At 60.3% G+C, this 18,774-nt stretch carries 23 protein-coding genes; 4 read left to right on the forward strand and 19 right to left on the reverse strand.

The window, feature by feature from the left end; all coding sequences use genetic code 11:
• Positions 1-32 precede the first annotated feature (32 nt).
• On the forward strand, positions 33-638 hold the full coding sequence (locus tag EOI86_RS15675; protein WP_127766096.1) for a TlpA disulfide reductase family protein: 606 nt from the start codon (positions 33-35) through the stop codon (positions 636-638).
• A gap of 21 nt (positions 639-659) precedes the next feature.
• Here EOI86_RS15675 and EOI86_RS15680 read toward each other — a convergent pair whose 3' ends face one another.
• The 11 genes from EOI86_RS15680 to EOI86_RS15730 all read right to left on the reverse strand — a co-directional run bounded on the left by EOI86_RS15680 (position 660) and on the right by EOI86_RS15730 (position 7,925).
• Positions 660-1,154: an Hpt domain-containing protein gene (locus EOI86_RS15680; protein ID WP_127766097.1), complete on the reverse strand. Its 495-nt coding sequence runs from the start codon at positions 1,152-1,154 to the stop codon at positions 660-662.
• A gap of 29 nt (positions 1,155-1,183) precedes the next feature.
• On the reverse strand, positions 1,184-1,687 hold the full coding sequence (locus EOI86_RS15685) for a response regulator (RefSeq protein ID WP_127766098.1): 504 nt from the start codon (positions 1,685-1,687) through the stop codon (positions 1,184-1,186).
• Between the two features lie 293 nt (positions 1,688-1,980).
• Positions 1,981-2,853: a 3-hydroxybutyryl-CoA dehydrogenase gene (locus EOI86_RS15690; RefSeq protein WP_127766099.1), complete on the reverse strand. Its 873-nt coding sequence runs from the start codon at positions 2,851-2,853 to the stop codon at positions 1,981-1,983.
• 91 nt (positions 2,854-2,944) lie between these two features.
• Complete coding sequence (locus tag EOI86_RS15695) at positions 2,945-3,886, reverse strand: electron transfer flavoprotein subunit alpha/FixB family protein (RefSeq protein WP_127766100.1); 942 nt, start codon at positions 3,884-3,886, stop codon at positions 2,945-2,947.
• A gap of 64 nt (positions 3,887-3,950) precedes the next feature.
• On the reverse strand, positions 3,951-4,700 hold the full coding sequence (locus EOI86_RS15700; RefSeq protein WP_127766101.1) for an electron transfer flavoprotein subunit beta/FixA family protein: 750 nt from the start codon (positions 4,698-4,700) through the stop codon (positions 3,951-3,953).
• A 335-nt stretch (positions 4,701-5,035) separates the two neighbouring features.
• Positions 5,036-5,746, reverse strand: a complete 711-nt coding sequence (locus EOI86_RS15705; protein WP_127766102.1) for a hypothetical protein — start codon at positions 5,744-5,746, stop codon at positions 5,036-5,038.
• Positions 5,747-5,783: 37 nt separating this feature from the next.
• Entirely contained in the window at positions 5,784-6,068 is a 285-nt protein-coding gene (locus EOI86_RS15710; protein ID WP_127766103.1) for a hypothetical protein, read from the reverse strand.
• A 29-nt stretch (positions 6,069-6,097) separates the two neighbouring features.
• Positions 6,098-6,664 carry a cob(I)yrinic acid a,c-diamide adenosyltransferase gene (locus EOI86_RS15715; protein WP_127766104.1) on the reverse strand — a complete coding sequence of 189 codons (567 nt, stop codon included), beginning with the start codon at positions 6,662-6,664 and terminating at the stop codon, positions 6,098-6,100.
• A 132-nt stretch (positions 6,665-6,796) separates the two neighbouring features.
• A complete protein-coding gene (locus tag EOI86_RS15720) occupies positions 6,797-7,000 on the reverse strand; it encodes a twin transmembrane helix small protein (RefSeq protein WP_127766105.1) in 204 nt (67 codons plus the stop codon).
• Positions 7,001-7,129: 129 nt separating this feature from the next.
• Positions 7,130-7,414 carry a sll1863 family stress response protein gene (locus EOI86_RS15725; RefSeq protein WP_127766106.1) on the reverse strand — a complete coding sequence of 95 codons (285 nt, stop codon included), beginning with the start codon at positions 7,412-7,414 and terminating at the stop codon, positions 7,130-7,132.
• 214 nt (positions 7,415-7,628) lie between these two features.
• Complete coding sequence (locus EOI86_RS15730) at positions 7,629-7,925, reverse strand: hypothetical protein (protein ID WP_127766107.1); 297 nt, start codon at positions 7,923-7,925, stop codon at positions 7,629-7,631.
• Between the two features lie 198 nt (positions 7,926-8,123).
• On the opposite strand from EOI86_RS15730, the gene EOI86_RS15735 reads away from it, so the two are divergent.
• On the forward strand, positions 8,124-9,062 hold the full coding sequence (locus EOI86_RS15735; RefSeq protein ID WP_127766108.1) for an AEC family transporter: 939 nt from the start codon (positions 8,124-8,126) through the stop codon (positions 9,060-9,062).
• 12 nt (positions 9,063-9,074) lie between these two features.
• On the opposite strand, the gene EOI86_RS15740 is transcribed toward EOI86_RS15735, so the two are convergent.
• From EOI86_RS15740 to EOI86_RS15775, 8 genes are all read right to left on the reverse strand, one after another.
• Complete coding sequence (locus EOI86_RS15740; RefSeq protein ID WP_127766109.1) at positions 9,075-9,869, reverse strand: SDR family NAD(P)-dependent oxidoreductase; 795 nt, start codon at positions 9,867-9,869, stop codon at positions 9,075-9,077.
• Positions 9,866-11,233 (reverse strand): TRAP transporter large permease, encoded by a 1,368-nt coding sequence (locus tag EOI86_RS15745; RefSeq protein ID WP_127766110.1) that lies wholly within the window; start codon positions 11,231-11,233, stop codon positions 9,866-9,868. Before EOI86_RS15745 ends, EOI86_RS15740 begins: the two co-directional genes overlap by 4 nt.
• Positions 11,221-11,772 (reverse strand): TRAP transporter small permease subunit, encoded by a 552-nt coding sequence (locus tag EOI86_RS15750; RefSeq protein ID WP_127766111.1) that lies wholly within the window; start codon positions 11,770-11,772, stop codon positions 11,221-11,223. The genes EOI86_RS15745 and EOI86_RS15750 overlap by 13 nt, the downstream gene beginning before the upstream one ends.
• 66 nt (positions 11,773-11,838) lie before the next feature.
• Complete coding sequence (locus EOI86_RS15755) at positions 11,839-12,870, reverse strand: TRAP transporter substrate-binding protein (protein WP_205032215.1); 1,032 nt, start codon at positions 12,868-12,870, stop codon at positions 11,839-11,841.
• 29 nt (positions 12,871-12,899) lie between these two features.
• Positions 12,900-14,636 carry a thiamine pyrophosphate-binding protein gene (locus EOI86_RS15760; protein WP_127766112.1) on the reverse strand — a complete coding sequence of 579 codons (1,737 nt, stop codon included), beginning with the start codon at positions 14,634-14,636 and terminating at the stop codon, positions 12,900-12,902.
• Positions 14,636-15,607 carry an alpha-ketoacid dehydrogenase subunit beta gene (locus EOI86_RS15765; protein ID WP_127766113.1) on the reverse strand — a complete coding sequence of 324 codons (972 nt, stop codon included), beginning with the start codon at positions 15,605-15,607 and terminating at the stop codon, positions 14,636-14,638. Before EOI86_RS15765 ends, EOI86_RS15760 begins: the two co-directional genes overlap by 1 nt.
• Complete coding sequence (locus EOI86_RS15770) at positions 15,607-16,596, reverse strand: thiamine pyrophosphate-dependent dehydrogenase E1 component subunit alpha (protein ID WP_240035687.1); 990 nt, start codon at positions 16,594-16,596, stop codon at positions 15,607-15,609. Before EOI86_RS15770 ends, EOI86_RS15765 begins: the two co-directional genes overlap by 1 nt.
• Positions 16,597-16,598: 2 nt before the next feature.
• Complete coding sequence (locus EOI86_RS15775) at positions 16,599-17,378, reverse strand: IclR family transcriptional regulator (protein ID WP_127766114.1); 780 nt, start codon at positions 17,376-17,378, stop codon at positions 16,599-16,601.
• A gap of 95 nt (positions 17,379-17,473) precedes the next feature.
• Between EOI86_RS15775 and EOI86_RS15780 the strand changes: the two genes are divergently transcribed.
• Both EOI86_RS15780 and EOI86_RS15785 read left to right on the forward strand, forming a co-directional pair.
• Positions 17,474-18,265 (forward strand): hypothetical protein, encoded by a 792-nt coding sequence (locus EOI86_RS15780; RefSeq protein WP_127766115.1) that lies wholly within the window; start codon positions 17,474-17,476, stop codon positions 18,263-18,265.
• A 214-nt stretch (positions 18,266-18,479) separates the two neighbouring features.
• Positions 18,480-18,764 carry a hypothetical protein gene (locus EOI86_RS15785; RefSeq protein ID WP_127766116.1) on the forward strand — a complete coding sequence of 95 codons (285 nt, stop codon included), beginning with the start codon at positions 18,480-18,482 and terminating at the stop codon, positions 18,762-18,764.
• The last annotated feature ends 10 nt before the right edge of the window (positions 18,765-18,774 follow it).

Below are 18,774 nucleotides of genomic sequence, written 5' to 3' on the forward strand. Positions count from 1 at the left end.
GGTGAAAACAACCCGCAGGAAGCAGGACTGGTATGATTTCGACGTGTTTCTCCCCCCAATACCGCCCGGCGCGCGTGATTGCCGCGTTGGCCGGCTTGACCCTGGCCGTTTCCCTGGCCTTGTTCGCGACAGCGGCAAAGGCATCGAACTTGCCGCCGACGGACGGGGAAATGCAGGGTTTCACCTTGCTGAAGCAGCGGGTCGCCGCGCCGACAGTGCCTTTCCAAACCGGGGAAGGTGGGGAAATCGATATGACGGCATTTCAGGGTAAGGTCCTGATCGTCAATTTCTGGGCGACCTGGTGCGCGCCCTGCATCAAGGAGATGCCATCGCTGGACAAGCTGCAGGCCGCCTTCCCGGATGAGGATTTCGAGGTGGTCGCCATCAATCAGGACCGGGGTGGAAAACGGGTTGCCGAGCCTTTCCTGCGCGACAAGCTGGGGCTGGAAAACCTGGACATCTATCTCGACGCGAAATTCGCGCTGGGGCGAGCCTTCAAGAACCGTGGTTTGCCGGCGACCTATGCCATCGATCGTCAGGGAAATATCGTCGGTGGCATGTTTGGCCCGGCGGAATGGGATTCCGAGGACGCCAAGAAGCTGGTTCGTCACCTGCTGGACGAGAAAGCAGGCGGCTAACCGGGCGTTTCGTTTATTCGGCTACTGGTGCCGGCTCGTTTGCGTTTCCACGGCTTTCATCAGGGCGTCGACCACTTCTCGGCTCAAGCGGTCGCCTTGCCCCTCGATCTTCTCGCGATAAATAACGCGGAGCGCATTCACATGTTGTTCGATCAAGGCGACATTCACTTCCGACTCGTCTTCGGTTTCGAGAAGATAGAGGCATAGGGACCGGCCGACTTCGGTGATCAGCGGAAACCCGAAGGTCGCGGCCTGGCCCCGTATGTTGTGAACCAGGCGGAAAAGGGTCTTAAGATTGGCCGTCGTGGGGGCTTTTTTCACGGCCGCCATGTAATTTTCCAGCGCGACCATGTCGTCCGCCAAATGCCGGTCGTAATCCTTGCTCAACCGCTGAATGGCGCGGTCCGCGTCGGCGACGGCCTGTTGCACGGTCTTTCCGCCGGTCTTGGGTACTTTTTCAGCCAAGCGGTTCGGCGGCCGCTCAATTTTCACATTGCCATGATTTTCTTCCGCCATCGCTCTCCCCTGGCGCGGTTTCGGTTCCGTTAAACGAGGAACACTTCCTTGTTCTGCCTGCGCTCGCGGCCTTTATATTTGCCATCGGCCCGGCGTCGCCTGTCCGGGCCGAAATAGGTGTCGGTACGGATGAACGGACGCGGTTGATCGATGATGGACATCAACCGCGCATACATGGACTTGGTCGAGACCGGTTTTGCCAAGAACTCGGTCACGCCGGAATCCCGCGCTTCCACCACCCGTTTCCGTTCGCTGAAACCGGTCAGCATAATGACCGGAATATACCGATCGGGGCTGTTTTCATCCAAGCGCAGCCATTTCACCAGGGTAATGCCGTCACCCGGTTCCATATCCCAGTCGGATATGATGACGTCGGGCTGCCTGTCCCGGGTCATGGCGAAGCCCTCTTCGGCATTCTGCGCATGATAGACTGTGCCGATCCCTATCGACTCCAGTATCGCCTCGACCGTTTCACGCATGAAACGGTTGTCGTCGACGATCAGCACACGCAGATTGGAAAAATCGTAGGCCATATTGTCCAAGCCTGATGGTGACGGATAACCCCTGATTTCTACCACGATAAACCCACTACGACGCCCTATCCCGAAACCTGCCGCCAGGACTCCGCCTGCGCTGCGTCAGGTCTTCGGACGCATTCTTCCCAATGCCACCAAAACACCGGCTCCCCAGTACCGTAATTGGAGTGAGCGGAAGCGTTGCCGTCAAGCACTACGGGGCTGAACTCTGCGGTGCTCGATAATCCGCTAATAAAAAACCGCCCCGGCAGGTGCCAGGGCGGCTTTAAACATGATAATTGCTGGGTCGCCTATCGCGTTGGGACCGGCGTATCCGTCGAGTAATCATAAAAGCCGCGGCCCGTTTTCCGGCCCAGCCAACCGGCTTCGACATATTTCACCAACAGCGGGCAGGGGCGGTATTTGCTGTCCGACAGGTCGTTATAGAGCACCTGCATGATCGCAAGGCATGTATCCAACCCGATGAAATCCGCCAGTTCCAGCGGGCCAAGCGGGTGGTTCGCGCCCAGCTTCAGCGACGTATCGATACCGGTGACCGACCCGACGCCCTCGTACAGGGTGTAGACCGCCTCGTTGATCATCGGCAGCAGGATGCGGTTGACGATGAAGGCCGGGAAATCCTCGGCACTGGCCACCGTTTTCCCCAGTATTTCAGCGAATTCGCAGCATTGCGTGTAGGTATCTTCCGAAGTTTGAAGCCCGCGGATGACCTCAACCAGTTTCATCGCCGGCACCGGGTTCATGAAATGCAGCCCGATGAATTTCTCCGGCCGGTCCGAGGCGGTCGCAAGCCGTGTGATCGAAATGGACGAAGTGTTGGTCCCGATCCAGGCTTCCGGTTTCAGGTGCTCGGCCAGCTCGACGAAGATCTTCCGCTTCAGTTCTTCGTTCTCGGTCGCGGACTCGATGACGAGATCGCAATCCGCAAGCGATGAATAGTTCGTGGAAGTGGTGATCCGCGCCATCGCGGCATCGACGGAGGCAGGGTCCTCGCCGTGTTTGACGGCCTGCCGTTCCAGGCCCGTGCGAACGAGTTCCAGTGCCTGGTCCAATGCATCCTGGTCGATATCGACCAAGGTCACTTCATATCCATGGCCGGCACTGACATGGGCGACGCCATGTCCCATCTGTCCCGCACCAATCACGCCAACTTTCTGTGTCATTGTTTTTCCCGATTCCCGCAACGGCTATGTCACGATGTCGGCCCCGGACTGTCCCGCCCGAATTCCGCACCGCAACATAGCCTTGCGCAAATCAGAGGACTTTGTCCAGTTCCGCTTCCAATTCGGGAACGGCTTGGAACAGGTCCGCGACCAATCCGTAGTCGGCAACTTGGAATATCGGGGCTTCTTCATCCTTGTTGATCGCGACGATCACCTTGGAATCCTTCATCCCCGCCAAGTGCTGGATGGCACCGGAAATGCCGACCGCGATATACAGGTCCGGCGCGACAACCTTACCGGTTTGACCGACCTGATAGTCGTTCGGCACGAAACCGGCATCGACGGCGGCGCGTGACGCACCGACGGCGGCGCCCAATTTGTCCGCAACCTTTTCCAGCATCGGGAAATTTTCGCCCGACTGCATGCCGCGTCCACCGGAAATGACGATCCGGGCGGAGGTCAGTTCGGGGCGTTCGCTGACAGTGATTTCCGCACCCAGGAAGCTCGACAAACCGCTGTCGCCTTCGCCGCCGATGGTTTCGACCGCAGCGGAACCGCCTTCTTCGGCGACCGCTTCGAAGGCAGTACCGCGAACCGTAACGAATTTAACCGCATCGCCCGACTTCACGGTGGCGATTGCGTTGCCGGCATAAATCGGCCGTTCGAACGTGTCGGCATCGACAACGGCGGTGATATCCGAGATTTGCTGCATGTCCATCATGGCGGCAGCGCGCGGAATGATATTTTTGCCGAATGTATCCGCCGGGGCCCAGACATGACTGAAGTCCGAAGCCAGTTTCACGATCAGCGGGGCATAGTTTTCCGCCAACTGGCTTTCCAGCTCCGGTGCATCCGCGCAGATGACCTTCGCGACGCCTTCGATCTTGGCTGCCGCTTCCGCGACACCGCCGCAACCCGAACCGGCAACCAGCAGCGTGATGTCGCCGCCGGCGGCCTTGGCGGCCGCGACCGTGTTCAACGTGGCCGCTTTGATTTCGCCGCCTTCATGTTCGACGAGGACAAGATTGCTCATCGATTGTCTCCTAACCTAGAATTTATCGGATCCGATTGCGCCAACTCTGCGAAGAGGGCGCCGATCAGATCACCTTGGCTTCGTTCTTCAGCTTGTCGACCAATTCGGCGACAGACTCGACCTTGGCACCGCCCTGGCGTTTCTCGGGCTCAACCACTTTCAGCACTTCGAGGCGCTTCGCGGGTTCGACACCGAGATCGGCCGGCGACATCGTGTCGATCGGCTTCTTCTTCGCCTTCATGATGTTGGGCAGCGAGGCGTAACGCGGTTCGTTCAAACGAAGGTCCACCGTCAAAGCGGCGGGCAGTTTGACGTTGATGGTTTCCAGACCGCCGTCCACTTCGCGGGTGACGTCCATGGAACCGTCTTTCATCTCAACCTTGGAAGCGAAGGTCGCCTGCGGCCAGCCCATCAGGGCGGCCAGCATTTGGCCGGTCTGGTTGCTGTCGTCATCGATGGCCTGTTTGCCGAGAAGAACCAGTTCGGGGCCTTCTTTTTCGACGATCGCCTTCAGCATTTTGGCGATTGCCAGCGGTTCGACATCCGCGTCGGCTTCGACCAGAATGCCGCGGTCGGCGCCCATGGCAAGCGCGGTGCGGATCGTTTCCTGGCTTTGCGTCGGACCGATGGAAACGGCGACGATTTCCGTCGCGGTACCGGCTTCCTTCAAGCGGACGGCCTGTTCGACGGCGATTTCGTCGAACGGGTTCATGGACATCTTCACGTTCGCGGTCTCAACACCCGTCTGGTCCGGCTTCACGCGGATTTTGACGTTGTAGTCGACGACCCGCTTAACGGGGACGAGAACTTTCATCTTCGGGAATCCTTCGTAACAAGGTTCACAAACAAGAGGCCGCCCTTCACAGCGCCCTGAAACCGACCGTCAGGCCGACCGGGCTAGAGCCGGTTCGCCGTGGCTCCCTCCACGTCGACCATGCCTCGTTTCCACATAATTCGACACTGTGCGCCCAAGGAAACAAGCCGGTCTCCAACCAGCGCAGCCCCCGTGTTTAGGGCCGCGTAGAAGCCGGGTCAAGTCGCAGGCGGGCCGCTTTCTGGCCGATCCGCGACCCGAATTCGCATTAGGGTGTAGCGATGTCCGCATAGGTCCCCGCACAGGTCACGATAGCATGCCGCCGGGTCCGAATGTCACGACCATATGGCGGCGCGCACCGTGGTCGATACATCCAAGTCCGCGGCAATCTCGCCAAAGGGGGCGACAGGCCACTGCCATTCGCGGAATTCCGCAGGATCCGGCAGGTTGGGACCCCCGGACCATGGCGTCTGGGTGATCTCCATCTCGCCCGAACCACGCCGGGTTTCCCGGCGTTCTACGTCGCCGATGACGCAGGCGACCGATCCCAGCGCCAGTGTTTCTGCCAGGTGGCGCTGGCGCAATGCCGCGCGGTCCGCGGGGTCTATTCCTGGCGCGACACCCAGTTGTGAAACGAGGTTGAGGCTGACGATCAGGTCCGTATCCGCGGGAAAGGCAGGGCGGGGGCCGTTTCTGCCGGTCACGTCCGCGTCGATCAGGGACAGCCTGCGATGTCCGCGCGCGCGCAGCCGCATGGATAAGGGATGCACCGCGTCGACAAGATCGATCTGGCCGAAGGTCGCTGCGAGGGACTCGAGCGGCAAGTCGAAACCATGTCCGCTACCCATCACGACGGCCCGGCGCTTCTTGCCACATCGGGCGGCGGCTTGCAGTACCGCGTTCTTCGTATTGGTCAGATGGTCGGCCCAATCCGCCTTGAGGCGGCGATGGCGTGCACCGATGGCAATGCTTTCGCGAAGATATCCGGCGTGACGGGCCCAGCCGGGGCAAGGCGTGGCGAGATAGAGCAGCGCTTCCGTCAACATGCCGCCATGCGCCTCATGTCCAAACCTTTTCGGCGCGCTAAATGACGAAACGGTCGAGCAGCAGCAGGGCGGCGATAATAACCGTGCAGATCATCGCCAAGCGTTTCTGCCAGTTGATGTACCACATGCCCTGTTCCGTATAGACCAGTTCCTTATGCTTGAAGAGCGAGTCCTTCAGCATGTAGGCGCTGCCATGTTCCCGCTTGTGCCGAAAAGCCAGGACCTGAAGGACCATCGCGGCAAGGATGGTTATGATGAAAACGGCCGCCGCGATCAGCATCACCGCTGTCGGTTCCACATTCGCGAGTTCTTCTTCGGACATGATGAAAACTTTCCGGGTCTAGGGGCCGGTCAAGGCCGATTGGCGCCCGGTACCCACAAAACGTCGGCCTTGCCGCCGTCATTACAATGACGCGACAGGACGAAGAGCAGATCCGAGAGCCTGTTGAGATATTTGACCGCCGCCGGGTTCACGGTTTCGGTCCGGGACAATTCGATCGTGTCGCGCTCAGCCCGGCGCGCGACGGTGCGTGCCAGATGCAGATACGCGGCAGCGGGGCTTCCGCCTGGCAAAATGAAACTGGTCAGGTCGGCCAACGGTTCGTTAAACGCGTCGATCTCCGTTTCCAGCCTTTCCACTTGGCCATCGGTGATACGCAGGGCGCCCTCAGCCTTCCGCCCGTCTTCCGGCGTGCAAAGGTCGGCGCCCAGGTCGAAAAGATCGTTCTGAATACGGGAAAGCAGGCGGTCGACGTCGCCGTCGGTGTGAAGACGAACAAGGCCGATCACCGAATTCGCCTCATCGACAGTGCCGTATGCCGCGACCCGGACATCGTCTTTCCGACGCCGGGACCCGTCGCCCAACGAGGTTTCCCCGCCGTCGCCGCCGCGCGTATAAATTTTTGTCAGTTTAACCATGCGGGCAAAGATAGCCTTGGTTCGGCCTGTGTCCAGGACTGTTTCAGCCAGCGGCTGCAGGCGCGCAACGCAACGAAGCGGCGTGTTGCCGCGCCGCTGTTCAAAAACCAGAGATCGTTGCCTGAAGGTGGGTTAGCTGCCGTTGCGCAGCAGCATCAGTCCAAGGGCGAACATCGCCAAAGCGAAGCCTTGCGCGACGATCCGGTAACGCATCAGCCGGTTGCCCCAACGATCGTTGAACTCCCCGCCGCGTACCATGGAATAAATGCCGGTCGCCAGGATCGCGAGTGTCGCGACCATGCCGATAACCATCAGGATTATTGCGAATACTGCCATAAGCGCCGGTATAGCCCCGGGTGACGGGCAAAACCACTCACAATATTCTGCACGGGACATTCCGCCGCAGAACCCGCCCTGCACAGGCAACTCCGCGACCTCCCGCGGATAGGCAGGCGGGGTCGGTGATCAGAATCGGCCAGCCGCCGATTTCATGGCGCGCGACAGATCTTCCCAGGCGGCGTCGATTCCGACCTTCAAGTCGTCCCAGGCGCCTTCTCCTGCATCCCGCATTTCGTCGAATTTGGCCGACATTCTTTGCCGGCGCTCTTCAAGATCCGCGATTTCGGCCTGATACCGTTGCCGCATATCGTCACCGGCTTTTTCGGCCTTCGCTTTGAAGCGCTCAATCTCCGCCTCGTATTCGAGAAGACGGGCTTTCAGTTCGTGTTCATAGGCTTTTTTCATGCTCATAAAATCTCTCCCTTTTTCAAATCTCTACACCCGGCACACCGGTCGAAACCGGTTCGGTTCTGGAAATCCGGGGTCTGAAGACGCCAATCGGCATGTGTTTGGGCTCGGCCAATTGCCGAAACCGGTGACGATGGCGCTTGCAAGGCTTTGTCAGGCCGGGCTGCGCAGCATGCGAGGAACTTTGTGCTCGCCGCTGGTGCTTTTTCGAGTGAGGCTAGTCGCGCCCTTTCGGCGGCACCGTCTTTCGGGTCGTCGCCCTGCCTGTGGAATCGTTGCGTTTGCGGCGGTTAGGGAACCGCAGCACGTTGCTTTCTCCACTGACTGTGACGGTAGGTGCCTCCACCGCGATTACATCCAAGCCGCCTTCGGCTGCAAGCCGCTCCAGCCGTTGCGTTTCCGCAACGCCATTGAACGTTTCACCATGGGCCAGGGGGTAAATCGCGTTGTAGCCGCCATGCCGGTAACGCACGACGCTTGAGGGACGTCTACCGTAAGTCCAGACGTTGGACATGGGTGATCTCCCTTCTCAAAATCACTGTCTAACATGTGGCATGGAAGGCGGCTCTTCGCAAGAGAAGCGGGAAAACTTGCTAAAATCAGATACTAAGGTAAAGACTCGATTTTCGATGCCTTGCCTTATGCGGGAAGCGATTCTCAACGCTGGGGCCCCGCGCCGCCATTCCGCCCCTTCCGGAGCCTGTTTTCCACCATGGAAATCGTCTTAGAGATCGTTATTCCCGTCTTTGCCATCCTGTTGATGGGCTATGGCGCGCGGAAACTTCATCTTTTCAAGGAGGAAAGCGCGGCCGGCTTGGCGAAGTTCGTGTTCAACTTCGTGATTCCGCTTTTCCTGTTCCGCACCTTCGCGACCAACGAATTGCCGGATTCCATCCCATGGGGACTGTTTTTTAGCTTCTATTTGGCCGTTTTTGCCGTTTACGGGCTGGGCATCACGGTCGGCAAGGTGGTTTTCGGCCGGGACTTGATGGGCGCGACATTGACCGGAATGGGCTGCGCCTTCGGCAATACGGTGCTGTTGGGGCTGGCGTTGGGTCTGCGGGCTTTTGGCGACGAGGGCGCGGTCCCGATGTTCCTTATTCTCTCCGTTCACGGCCTGATCCTGATGACCGGAACGACAATTCTGTTGGAAGCGGGGCGCAATGCGGGGTCGGCGTTGAAAGACCTGCCCCTTAAGGTTCTGAAGGGCATGCTGACCAACCCGCTTATCGTCGGTCTGGCCGTGGGGCTCTGCTACAATCTGGCTGGTCTGCATATTCCGAAAATGGCGGATGATTTTCTGCGCATCATGCAGGGCGCGGTCCTGCCCTGCGCGCTGTTCGCCATGGGGTCTACCTTGGCCGAATACGGGTTCAAGGGGCGCCTGGGGCAGTCGATCTTTTCGGTCGGTTTGAAATGCCTGCTGCTGCCGGCATTGGTCTATGTGTTGGCGACATATGTTTTTCACCTGGAGCAAAGCTGGGCCTTGGCGGCGGTCCTGCTGGCGGCTCAGCCGACGGGCGTTAATGTCTACCTGTTCGCCCAGCGCTATGGCACGGCCCAGGCGCTTGCCTCGACGACGATCTTTCTATCGACCGCCTTTTCGATCTTTTCGCTGCCGGTCGTGCTTTATCTTTTCGGGATAGATTGACCGGCCGCGGTATCAGGCGGTCAGCGCACCGTCGACCCGCAGCTCCACGCCCGAGACATAGGCTGCTTCGTCAGAGGCTAGGAACAGGGCCGCATTGGCAATGTCCCAAGCCGTTCCCTGGCGCCCCATAGGCACGGTTGCGGCGCGTTTCGCCGCCAGTTCCTTGGGGGCGGTCTTGCTGTCGACGAAGGCGCTGACATGGGGGGTGTCGATCACCCCTGGCAGCAGAGCGTTGGCGCGAACCTGATAAGCGGCGTTTTCCCGCGCGACAGATTTGGCGAGGCGGACCAGCGCCATTTTCGACACTTCGTAGGACGCATAACTGTAGGGGCCGGAATAGACCGCCGCGACAGAAGATACGTAGATCAACGAACCGCTGCCCTGCGCGCGCATCGCGGGCAGGATAGCCCGGGACATGCGCATCGCGCCGGTCAGGTTGATCTCGAAGACCCGCTCCCAATCCTCATCGGTGGTATCGAAAACACCACCCTGTTGGCTTATGCCCACATTGTAGTCGAGGATGTCGAGGCCGCCCCACAGCGTTTCCATCCTGTCCAGGACCGCGCTGCCCGACTGTGGATCAGTGACTTCGGTGGCGAGAACCTCGGCGCTGCCGCCTTCGCTGCGAATAACCTCGGCGGTCTTAGCCGCCGCTTCCTCGTTACGGTCGACGCAAAGGACCTTGGCCCCCTGGCGTGCGAACAGCACCGCGGTCGCCTTGCCGTTGCCCCAGCCATCTCCGACGGAGCCAGCCCCGATGATCGCCGCGCGTTTGCCGGCCAGTCTGGTTCCCGTTTCCAAGGTCATGGGCTCAACACCTGATTGGGTAGCCACATGACGATGTTCGGCTGCCAGATAAGAATGAAAAGGACGGCGACCTGCAGCAATACGAAGGGAACGATCCCACGATAGATATCGGCCATCGAGACCATGTCGCCCGCTGCTCCTTTCATATAGAACAGCGCGAAACCGAAGGGCGGCGTCAGAAACGACGTTTGCAGGTTCACGGCCACCAGGATGGTGAACCAATAGACAAGGTCTTCCTTGGGAATGAAGTCACCAAGATCCATCAACCCGACAATGGGTGAGAAAATCGGCAGCAGGATCAGGGTGATTTCGATCCAGTCGAAGAAGAAACCCATGACAAAAACCATGGCCATCATGGTGAACAAAAGGGCCCAGTCGCCCAAATTCAGGCTTTGCGCGAGGTCGATGATGAAATCGTCCCCACCGATCTTCCGGAAGACATAGGAAAAGGCGGTTGCCGCCGCGAAAATAAAGAACAGAAGCCCGATCGTGCGAAGGGAGCTGTCGGTCGCATCTCCAAGGATTTCGCGGCTTAGCCGGCCACGCGCCAAACCCAGTAGCAAGGCGGCGAAGGCGCCGACGCCGGATGCTTCCGTCGGGCTCGCAATCCCACCGATGATCGACCCAAGCACCGCGATGATCAGGATCAAGGGGAAGGAGACCGAAACGATGGTGTCCTTGATCAGGCCTTTCTTTTCCTCCGGGGCGATGGCGGCGGGAACAGGGGTCTCGTTCGGCCGGACGATCGACCGCACGACCACATAGACCAGATAAACGCCCGCCAGAAACAAGCCCGGCAGGAAGGCCGCGACGAAAACCTTGGCCAGGTTGAGGGAAAGCAGGTCCGACATGAAGACCAGCATGACCGACGGTGGGATTAGGATACCCAGCGTGCCGGCGCTGGCGACCGCGCCGGTTGCGAGGGGCGCGGCATAGCCTGCGCGCAGCATGGTGGGCAGCGCCATCACGGTCAGCATCACGACCGACGCGCCGATAATGCCGGTCGCGGCGGCAAGGATCGTTCCCATCAGCACCACGGCAAGCGCCAGCCCGCCCGGCACGCGCGCCAAAAGGGTCTGCAAGGTCAGTAGCAGATCCTCGGCGATCCGGGTCTTTTCCATCACCACACCCATGAAAATAAACATAGGGGCGGCGACAAGGACCGCGTTGTCGACCACCGATCCAAATATCCGCGTGGGAATAAGCGAGACGTGCACAAAGCGCATCTCGCCCAATCCCATGGCGATTATCGCGAAGATCAGCGTCACCGCGGTCAGCACGATGGGGACCGGCAATGCCGTGAAGAGCCCCAGAATGAGGCTCAAGAACATCAGGGCAGGCAGGTATTCGGTCAGCGTTTCCATAAGCCACGCTCTATAAAGGGGTCTGTAAGAAGATCGGGGCGCTTCAATACCGCCAGGATGCGAAGCGCAACCGCCAGGCAGCCGGCGATGGTCAGTACCGCGGAAATCGGAATCGCGGATTTGATGATCCAGCGGTAGGGCAGACCCCGACCGCCATTGGCGCCTTCGCCGCGAAGGAAGGCGCGCTCAGCCAGTTCATAGCCGTACCAGGCGATGAAGGCGAAAAAGGGAATAACCAGAAAAAGGACGACGAAGAATTCGAGCCACAAGCGGAACCGGTCGCTCACCTTATGCGCAAAGACGTCGATGCGCACATGGGCGTTCCGGGTATAGGCATAACCGAAGGCGAAGACGGCGACGACACCGTGCAGGTGCCATTCCAAGTCCTGTAAAATGAAGGATCCGGTGGCAAAGAACTTCCGCCCGATCACATCGTAGATGATGACGAAGACGAGCAGGATCATGACCGCTGCCGCGATCCGCGCAGCCCAGTCGCAGACCCGCGTCAGAAAATCCGCCAGTCTCAAACTCGTTTCCATTCGCGTCTCCGTTTCAAAGTTGCGTCCGGGGACGCGATGCCGCGTCCCCGGAGCAAATCAAACTGATCAGTTCAGGTAACCGATCGACTTCCATTCGGAATAGTTCTCGCGGAAGGTCGCGATGCTTTCCCAGGCGCGTTTGAAGTCCGCGTCCTGTGCCGATTTCTCAGCTGCGACTTCTTTCCAGGCCTTTTCATACGCGGCCAGGATTTCCGGCGGCCATTGGTGGACCTGAACGCCGTTTTCCTTCTGCATCTTGGCCAGCGGCTCAAGCTGAACGGCTTCGCCCTCGGCCATCGTCTTCAGGACCTGGGCCTCGCAGGCGGTTTCGATGATCGCCCGCTCCTGATCGCTCAGGTCGTTCCAGGTATCCAGGTTGATGATCAGGCTCAGGAAACTGGTCTGCTGGTGCCAGCCCGGGAAGTAGTAATGCTTCGCGTGCTCGTACATGCCGACCATGTTGTCCAGGAAGGGGAAGCCCAGCTCCGCGCTGTCGATCGCACCGGTATTCAGTGCCGACATCGTATCCGCCAGACCCATCGACTGGGCTTCGACGCCCAGCTTCGCCATGACCGACGCACCCAGGCCGAAGAAGCGCATCTTCTTGCCCTTCAGGTCGTCGACGGTCTTGACCTCTTCCCGGAACCAGCCGGACGCTTCAGGCACCAGCGTCGAGCAATGCAAGGTCTTGATGTTGTAGGCTTCCTCGGAGATTTCGGTCCACATCTCGTTGCCGCCGCCATAGTACCACCAGGCTGCGTATTCCTTGATGTCGGGTCCGAACGGGAAGGTCGTGAAAAGCGGCGCGGAGGGCACGATCCCCTCGGCGAAGCCGATGGAATACCAGGACGCTTCGACAGCGCCGGTGGAAACGGCGTCCCAAACTTCACCCGTCGCGACGATTTCGCCCGGGTTCTTCACGTCGAATTTGATACCGCCGGCCGTCAAAGTGTCGACCTTTTCAGCGATGTCCCAGGCGGGCTTCCCGAGCAGCGGTAGCGTTTGCGGAAAAATCGCCTGCATTTCGATGTCTTTGGCGCTTGCGGCCGTTGACACCATTGCCGCCGCGCAAGCGGCGATAAGGAACTTGGTCTTCATTGGCACTCCTCCCAGGTTGGTAGTGTGGTTCAGGCCACGCGGTCGCCTTTCTTGACTTGCACGGTCCTGTTATCGACGGCCGGAAGCATCCGGGCCGGATCTCGTGTAACCATGACGTCGATGACGCTCGGCCGGGATTTCTCGGCAAAGGCCGCTTTCAGCGCGGCTTCAAGCTCGGACGGGTCCTCGACACGAATGCCATGGCAGCCCATGGCGTCCGCCACTTTCGCGTAGTTCGTTTCGGCAAGTTCGGAACTCTGGTAGTTGCCTTCGCCGTACATCAGATGCTGCAGCGCCTTGACGTAACCAGACGCGGCGTTGTTCACGACAATCACGGTCAGGCCCAGATTCATGCGGCGCGCCGTCTCCAATTCGCCGAGGACCATGTTGAACCCGCCATCGCCAGTCAAGCCGACGACAGTGGCTTCCGGGTCCGCCAACTGCGTTCCCATGGCGCCCGGCAAGCCGTAGCCGATGGAGGCGAAACCGCGATCGGGCACAAAGCTGCGCCGCGCGGATTTCGAATTGAACAGCAAGCCGCCCCAATGCGCGGCGAAGCCGCCATCGGCGATCAGATAGCCGTTCTCTGGCAGGTGATTGTTCAACTCCGTGATCAAACGCGCCATGTTCACCGGCGTTTCGTCGGAATAGAGGCGTTCGGCGGCCACCTCATCATGCCACTTCTGCATTTTCGCAGGGATTTCGGCCAGATAGGCTTCGCGGCGTGCGCGCTGATCCGCAGAAGAGGCTTCAAGCGCGTCGGAAAGGTCGTTCAAACCATCCCGCGCATCGCCCCACAGCTTCATCGCCGGTTCATAGGTCCGTCCCATCTCCTCGGCGACAATGTCCAGGTGAATGACATTTTGCCCCTTTTTGGGAATGGTGAAACGCTTGGTTGCGATTTCGCCCAATTTACAGCCCGCCACGACGATGCAGTCGCTGGCGGCGATCAGGTCGTTGGCAATCCGGTCATAACGACCGAACAGGCCGGCACTGAGCGGCGAGGTGCAGGCGATGGCGCCCTTGCCCGACATGGTGTGGGCGACGGGAATGCCGTTTTTTTCGGCGAAGCGGGTGACCGCCTCGGTTGCGCCGGAAATATGAATACCGCCGCCGCAAAGCAGGATAGGGCGTTCGGCCTTTGCGATCATTTCCGCGGCCTTGGCGACGGATCCCGCATCGGGTCGGCAGCGCAGGGACGGCGCTGCTTCATTGGCGGGGTCGACCTCGAAATCGCCTTCCTCAAATCCATACAGACCATGCGCAATGTCTTCCGGCACGTCGACGATGACGGGGCCCGGCCGACCGCTTGTGGCGACGGCGAAGGCCCGGCGCATGATTTCCGGGATACGGTGGATGGCTTCAACGCGTAGCAGTTCTTTGCAGGCAGGGCGCAGGATCGAAACCTGGTCGGTTTCCTGCGTCATGTTCTTGCCCGCATGGTCGCGCTGGGCGTCGCCGACGATGGCGACGATGGGCGACCCGGCATTCAAGGCTTCGACAAGTCCGGTAACCAGATTGGTCGCGCCCGGTCCAAGCGTCGCGTCGACCAGGCCGACCCGGCCGGAAACCTTGGCATAGGCATCCGCGGCGAAAACCGCGCAGCGTTCGTCGTTGATCAGGTTGTGGTTCAGGCCCAGGCGGCGCGCCGCGTCATAGAACGGCAGCAATTGAAATCCGCCCATGCCGAACATCGGCCCTGCATTGTGCGCCTTCAGCATGCGTACAAGGGCTTCACCACCGGTCATTTCATTGGTCTGGCTCATCAGGCAACACTCTCCATACTCTTGGTCGCGGCACCGGCGATCATATCGGCGGTAACGCGCAGCTTGTCTTCCAAATTGGGGGCATAGGCGATCAGCGACCGGGGGGAACCCAGGCGCTGCGGCGGTGACTTGAACGTTGTCGACTGGGCCATGGTCGCCACGACCTCGGCCCCGAAACCGCCGACCGCGACGGATTCATGGGCGACGATCAACCGCCCGGTCTTGTTGACGCTTTCCAGCACGGCGGCTTTATCCCAGGGCCAAAGGCTGACGAGGTCTATGACCTCCGCAGAGATGCCTTTTCCCGCCAAGGTCTCGGCAGCTTCGACACAAAGATTGGCCGTGTGCGACCAGGACACCAGGGTGACGTCGCTTCCGGTGCGGCGGATTTGCGCCTTGCCGAATTCGGCCTTCAGGCTGGTATCGACCTCACCTTCCATCATCCAGATGTTCTTGTGTTCCAGATACACGACCGGGTCGTCGCATTCGATCGCGGCCCGCATCATGGAATAATTGTCCTGCGGCGTGGCCGGGCAGCAGACGACAAGACCCGGGATATGGGCGTACCAACTCTCCAGACTTTGACTGTGCTGCGCCGCGGAGGACCGCCACATGCCCATCGGCTTGCGGATCACCATCGGCGCGCGGCTTTGCCCACCGAACATGAACCGAGCCTTGGCGATCTGGTTCACCAACTCGTCGGTGGCGCAAAGCGCGAAGTCGGCGAAGCGCATCTCCACGATGGGACGCGTGCCCACCAAGGCCGCGCCGAAGGCGGCGCCCATGATGCAGGCTTCAGAAATGGGGGCATCGGAAATGCGTTTCGGTCCGAATTCCTCGGGCAGGCCGGCATATTGCTTGAACACGCCACCGCGTCCCAAGTCTTCGCCGACGCACCAAACGCGGTCATCCGCGCGCATTGCTTCCGCCACGGCGAGGCGCGCCGCTTCCGCATAAGTCATCACGGTCATCAGAACGCCTCCTGCGCGGGCGAACCCACGTCCTGCACATCGTTGAATACGGTATCGTCGGCCGGCCAGGGCGCGGCTTTCGCTGCGTCCAGCGCCGCCTGCATTTCAGCGGTGGCCGTCGTGCGGACGGCGTCCAGGTCCGTTTCGGACACACCGGCTTCCTGAAGCAATTCGCGCTGTCGTGAGACCGGGTCGCTTTCGCGGCGCATGCGGTCGGCTTCCCCTTCGGGGCGATAGGTAGCCGGGTCGAAATAGGTGTGACCATCCAGCCGATAGGTCTTCGCAAGCATGAATTCCGGCTTTCCGGTCGCGCGGATGCGGGCGATGATTTCGGCCGATTTCGTCGCGATTTCCTCGACATCGTTGCCGTCGATCTCGGTCACCGGCAGGCCGATGGCCCGGGCGCGGTCGGCGACATTGCCGGATGTCATATCGGATGTCTTGGTGGATGCCGAATACTGGTTGTCTTCGCAAACGAACAGGATCGGTAGTTCAAAAACCCCCGCCCAGTTGATGCCTTCCAGGAAGGGCCCGCGATTGGCCGCGCCGTCGCCGAAGAAACAGACAGTGACCTGGTCGCCGCCCAGAAGCTTCACCCCGTGGGCCGCACCGGCGGCGATGGTGATATTGGCGGAGACGACACCATTCGCGCCCAACATGCCGACACCGAAATCGGCGATATGCATGGACCCGCCCTTGCCGCCGCAGCATCCGCCTTCGCGGCCGAGAAGTTCCTTCATCATCGCCGTAGCGTCAGCGCCTTTGGCCAGGGTGTGGCCGTGCCCGCGATGCGTCGATGTGATGTAATCGTCTTTGCGAAGGGACTCGGTCACGCCCACGGCGACCGCTTCCTGGCCGATTGAAAGATGTATCGCGCCTAGAACCAATTCTTCTTCCACCGCCGCATGGCGGGCGGTTTCTTCGAAAGCGCGTATGCGCTCCATCAGGGTCAGTCGGGCCAACCCTCGTTCGACGTCAAAATTACGCACGGTCAGAACAACTCCTCTTGTTCAAGAATGCTCGTCTTTTCGGACAGCACCGCAGCTTCCTCCCGCAACAGCGGGACCAATTCGCTCTCGATGCGTTCGATAGCCATCCTGTCGTTAATCGCACCTATCCCGATGGCGGCGATCAGCCTGCCGGACCGGGTGATGATCGGCAGCGCCACGGCGCTCATGCCCGGGATCACGATCGATGGGTTCAAGGCATAGCCGCGGCGATGAAAATCCGCGCAGCATTCCTCGGCCAGTTCGGGGGTGACGTTGAAATCGGCCATCCAGCTCTTATTCGCCTGGGCGGCCGCTTTGCGTTTGGATTCGGGCATGGATGCATACAGTGCCTGGGCCGTCGCCCCGGCGCCCAGCGGCACGCGGTCGCCGGCATCGATGGTCAGGGTCCGGATCGGGAAGGCGCCCAATTCCCGGCGCACGCAGATAGACACCGCGCCTTCCGGGGCTGACAGGAAAATCGTATCGCCGCTGGCATCCGCCAGGCGCCGCATGCTGCGCTTTGCCAAGGCCGCCAAGTCCGATCGGCTGGCGGTGCGGGCGATTTTCGCCAATACGCTGCCCAGATGATACCGCCGGTTATCGGGGTCCTGATAGACGTAGTGCACGTCCAGAAGCGAGGTCAGCACGCGGTGTGTGGTGGTTTTTGTGAATTCGGTGCGCGCCATGATTTCCGTCAGGCTGGCGCCCAATGGCGCCTCGCTCAAGGCGGATAAGACGCGGCTGGCGCGCGCGATCGACCCTACCGGCGTTGCTGACGGCACGTGACTTCCTCCTGAACTGTTCCGTTATTCGGAACTATTGTGCCGATAATAAGAACCAGTTGTCCAAACGAGTCAAACGCAATACCAATATCCTCATGCAAAAGGACCACCTGTTACTGAACTCGATCACCGATGCGGACGGCACCGCGCCAGGGCGGATCGCCGTTTCCGGCTCCCATGGCGGGCTTTACGCAGCCGCGGTAGCGTCGCGCGCGGGCTTGCGCGCGGTTGTGCTGAACGATGCGGGGCGGGGCTTGGACGATGCCGGGATCGCCGGGGTTAAGGCGCTAAGCGATGTCGGCATGGCGGCTTGCGCGGTGGATTGCATGACAGCCGAAATCGGCTCCGCCGTGGATATGGCAGAGAACGGGATGATCTCGTTCGCGAACGAAATGGCGGCGGGCTTTGACGTCGCGGTGGGGCAAACCGTCGCAGAAGCGCTGGAAAGGCTCGCCAATGCACCGGAGCCGTCCGGGATGATGGACGCGATCCCGGAGGCCCGCTGGGACGAGAAGGTTGGCGCGCATCAAGTGCTCTGCGTCGACTCCGCTTCCCTGATCAAGCCGGAGGATGCGGGCCGTATCATCGTGACGGGCTCACACGGCGGGTTGATTGGCGGGGATCCAGCGCGGGCCTGCAAGGCGGAGGCTTTTTTCGTCAGCTATTCCGATGCGGGTCGGGGCAAGAACGATATCGGCCTGTCCCGTTTGCCGGCGCTAGACCAGCGCGACATCGCCGCCGTTACCTTGGACTGCAATACCTGTCTGATCGGAAGTGCCGCTTCCGCACTGACGACCGGCCGGATTTCCGCCGTCAACAAGACCGCCGCGGCGTTGGGTGCCGCCATAGGGCAACCGCTTGCTGAGTTTTTAGCTGGCTTGTCCTGATGTTCATGGTCAAAGGCGGTTGGCGGTTGCGATTCCACCGTCTATAACGCCGCCATGATGTTTCGTTCGTTCCATGAAATCGACGTTTCCCCGGCCGCTTCGGCGCGGATGCGTTTGATTGCGCGAATTACGAACCCGGTCCCCGAGGGGAACCGGGCCTAGAGCGCTGCTCTATTCGCTGCATCAATTTTCATGGAAATCAGGGGCGACTGTCATGTCCTTCCTTCATAGTCGCGTTGAGGCGACTTCACAGACCGCTTGTTTCAGCGTGGTCGGCGTTGCCGACCCGAACCTTCTACACCGTCTTCTTGAACCTTTCGCCAAGCGGGGGCTGATACCGTCCCGCGTGCACGCGGATACCGACCCGGAAGACCGCTTGCTTGTGGATATTCAAGTTGGCGATATGGATCAGGATCTGGCCGGTCGGATCGGTGCGGGACTGCGCCAGGTGATCGGTGTTGAACTGGTCCTCGTCTCGTCCAAGGCGCAATGCATCTGAACCCATCGAG

It is taken from the genome of Hwanghaeella grinnelliae (assembly GCF_004005845.1).
GTDB lineage: Bacteria > Pseudomonadota > Alphaproteobacteria > UBA8366 > Aestuariispiraceae > Hwanghaeella > Hwanghaeella grinnelliae.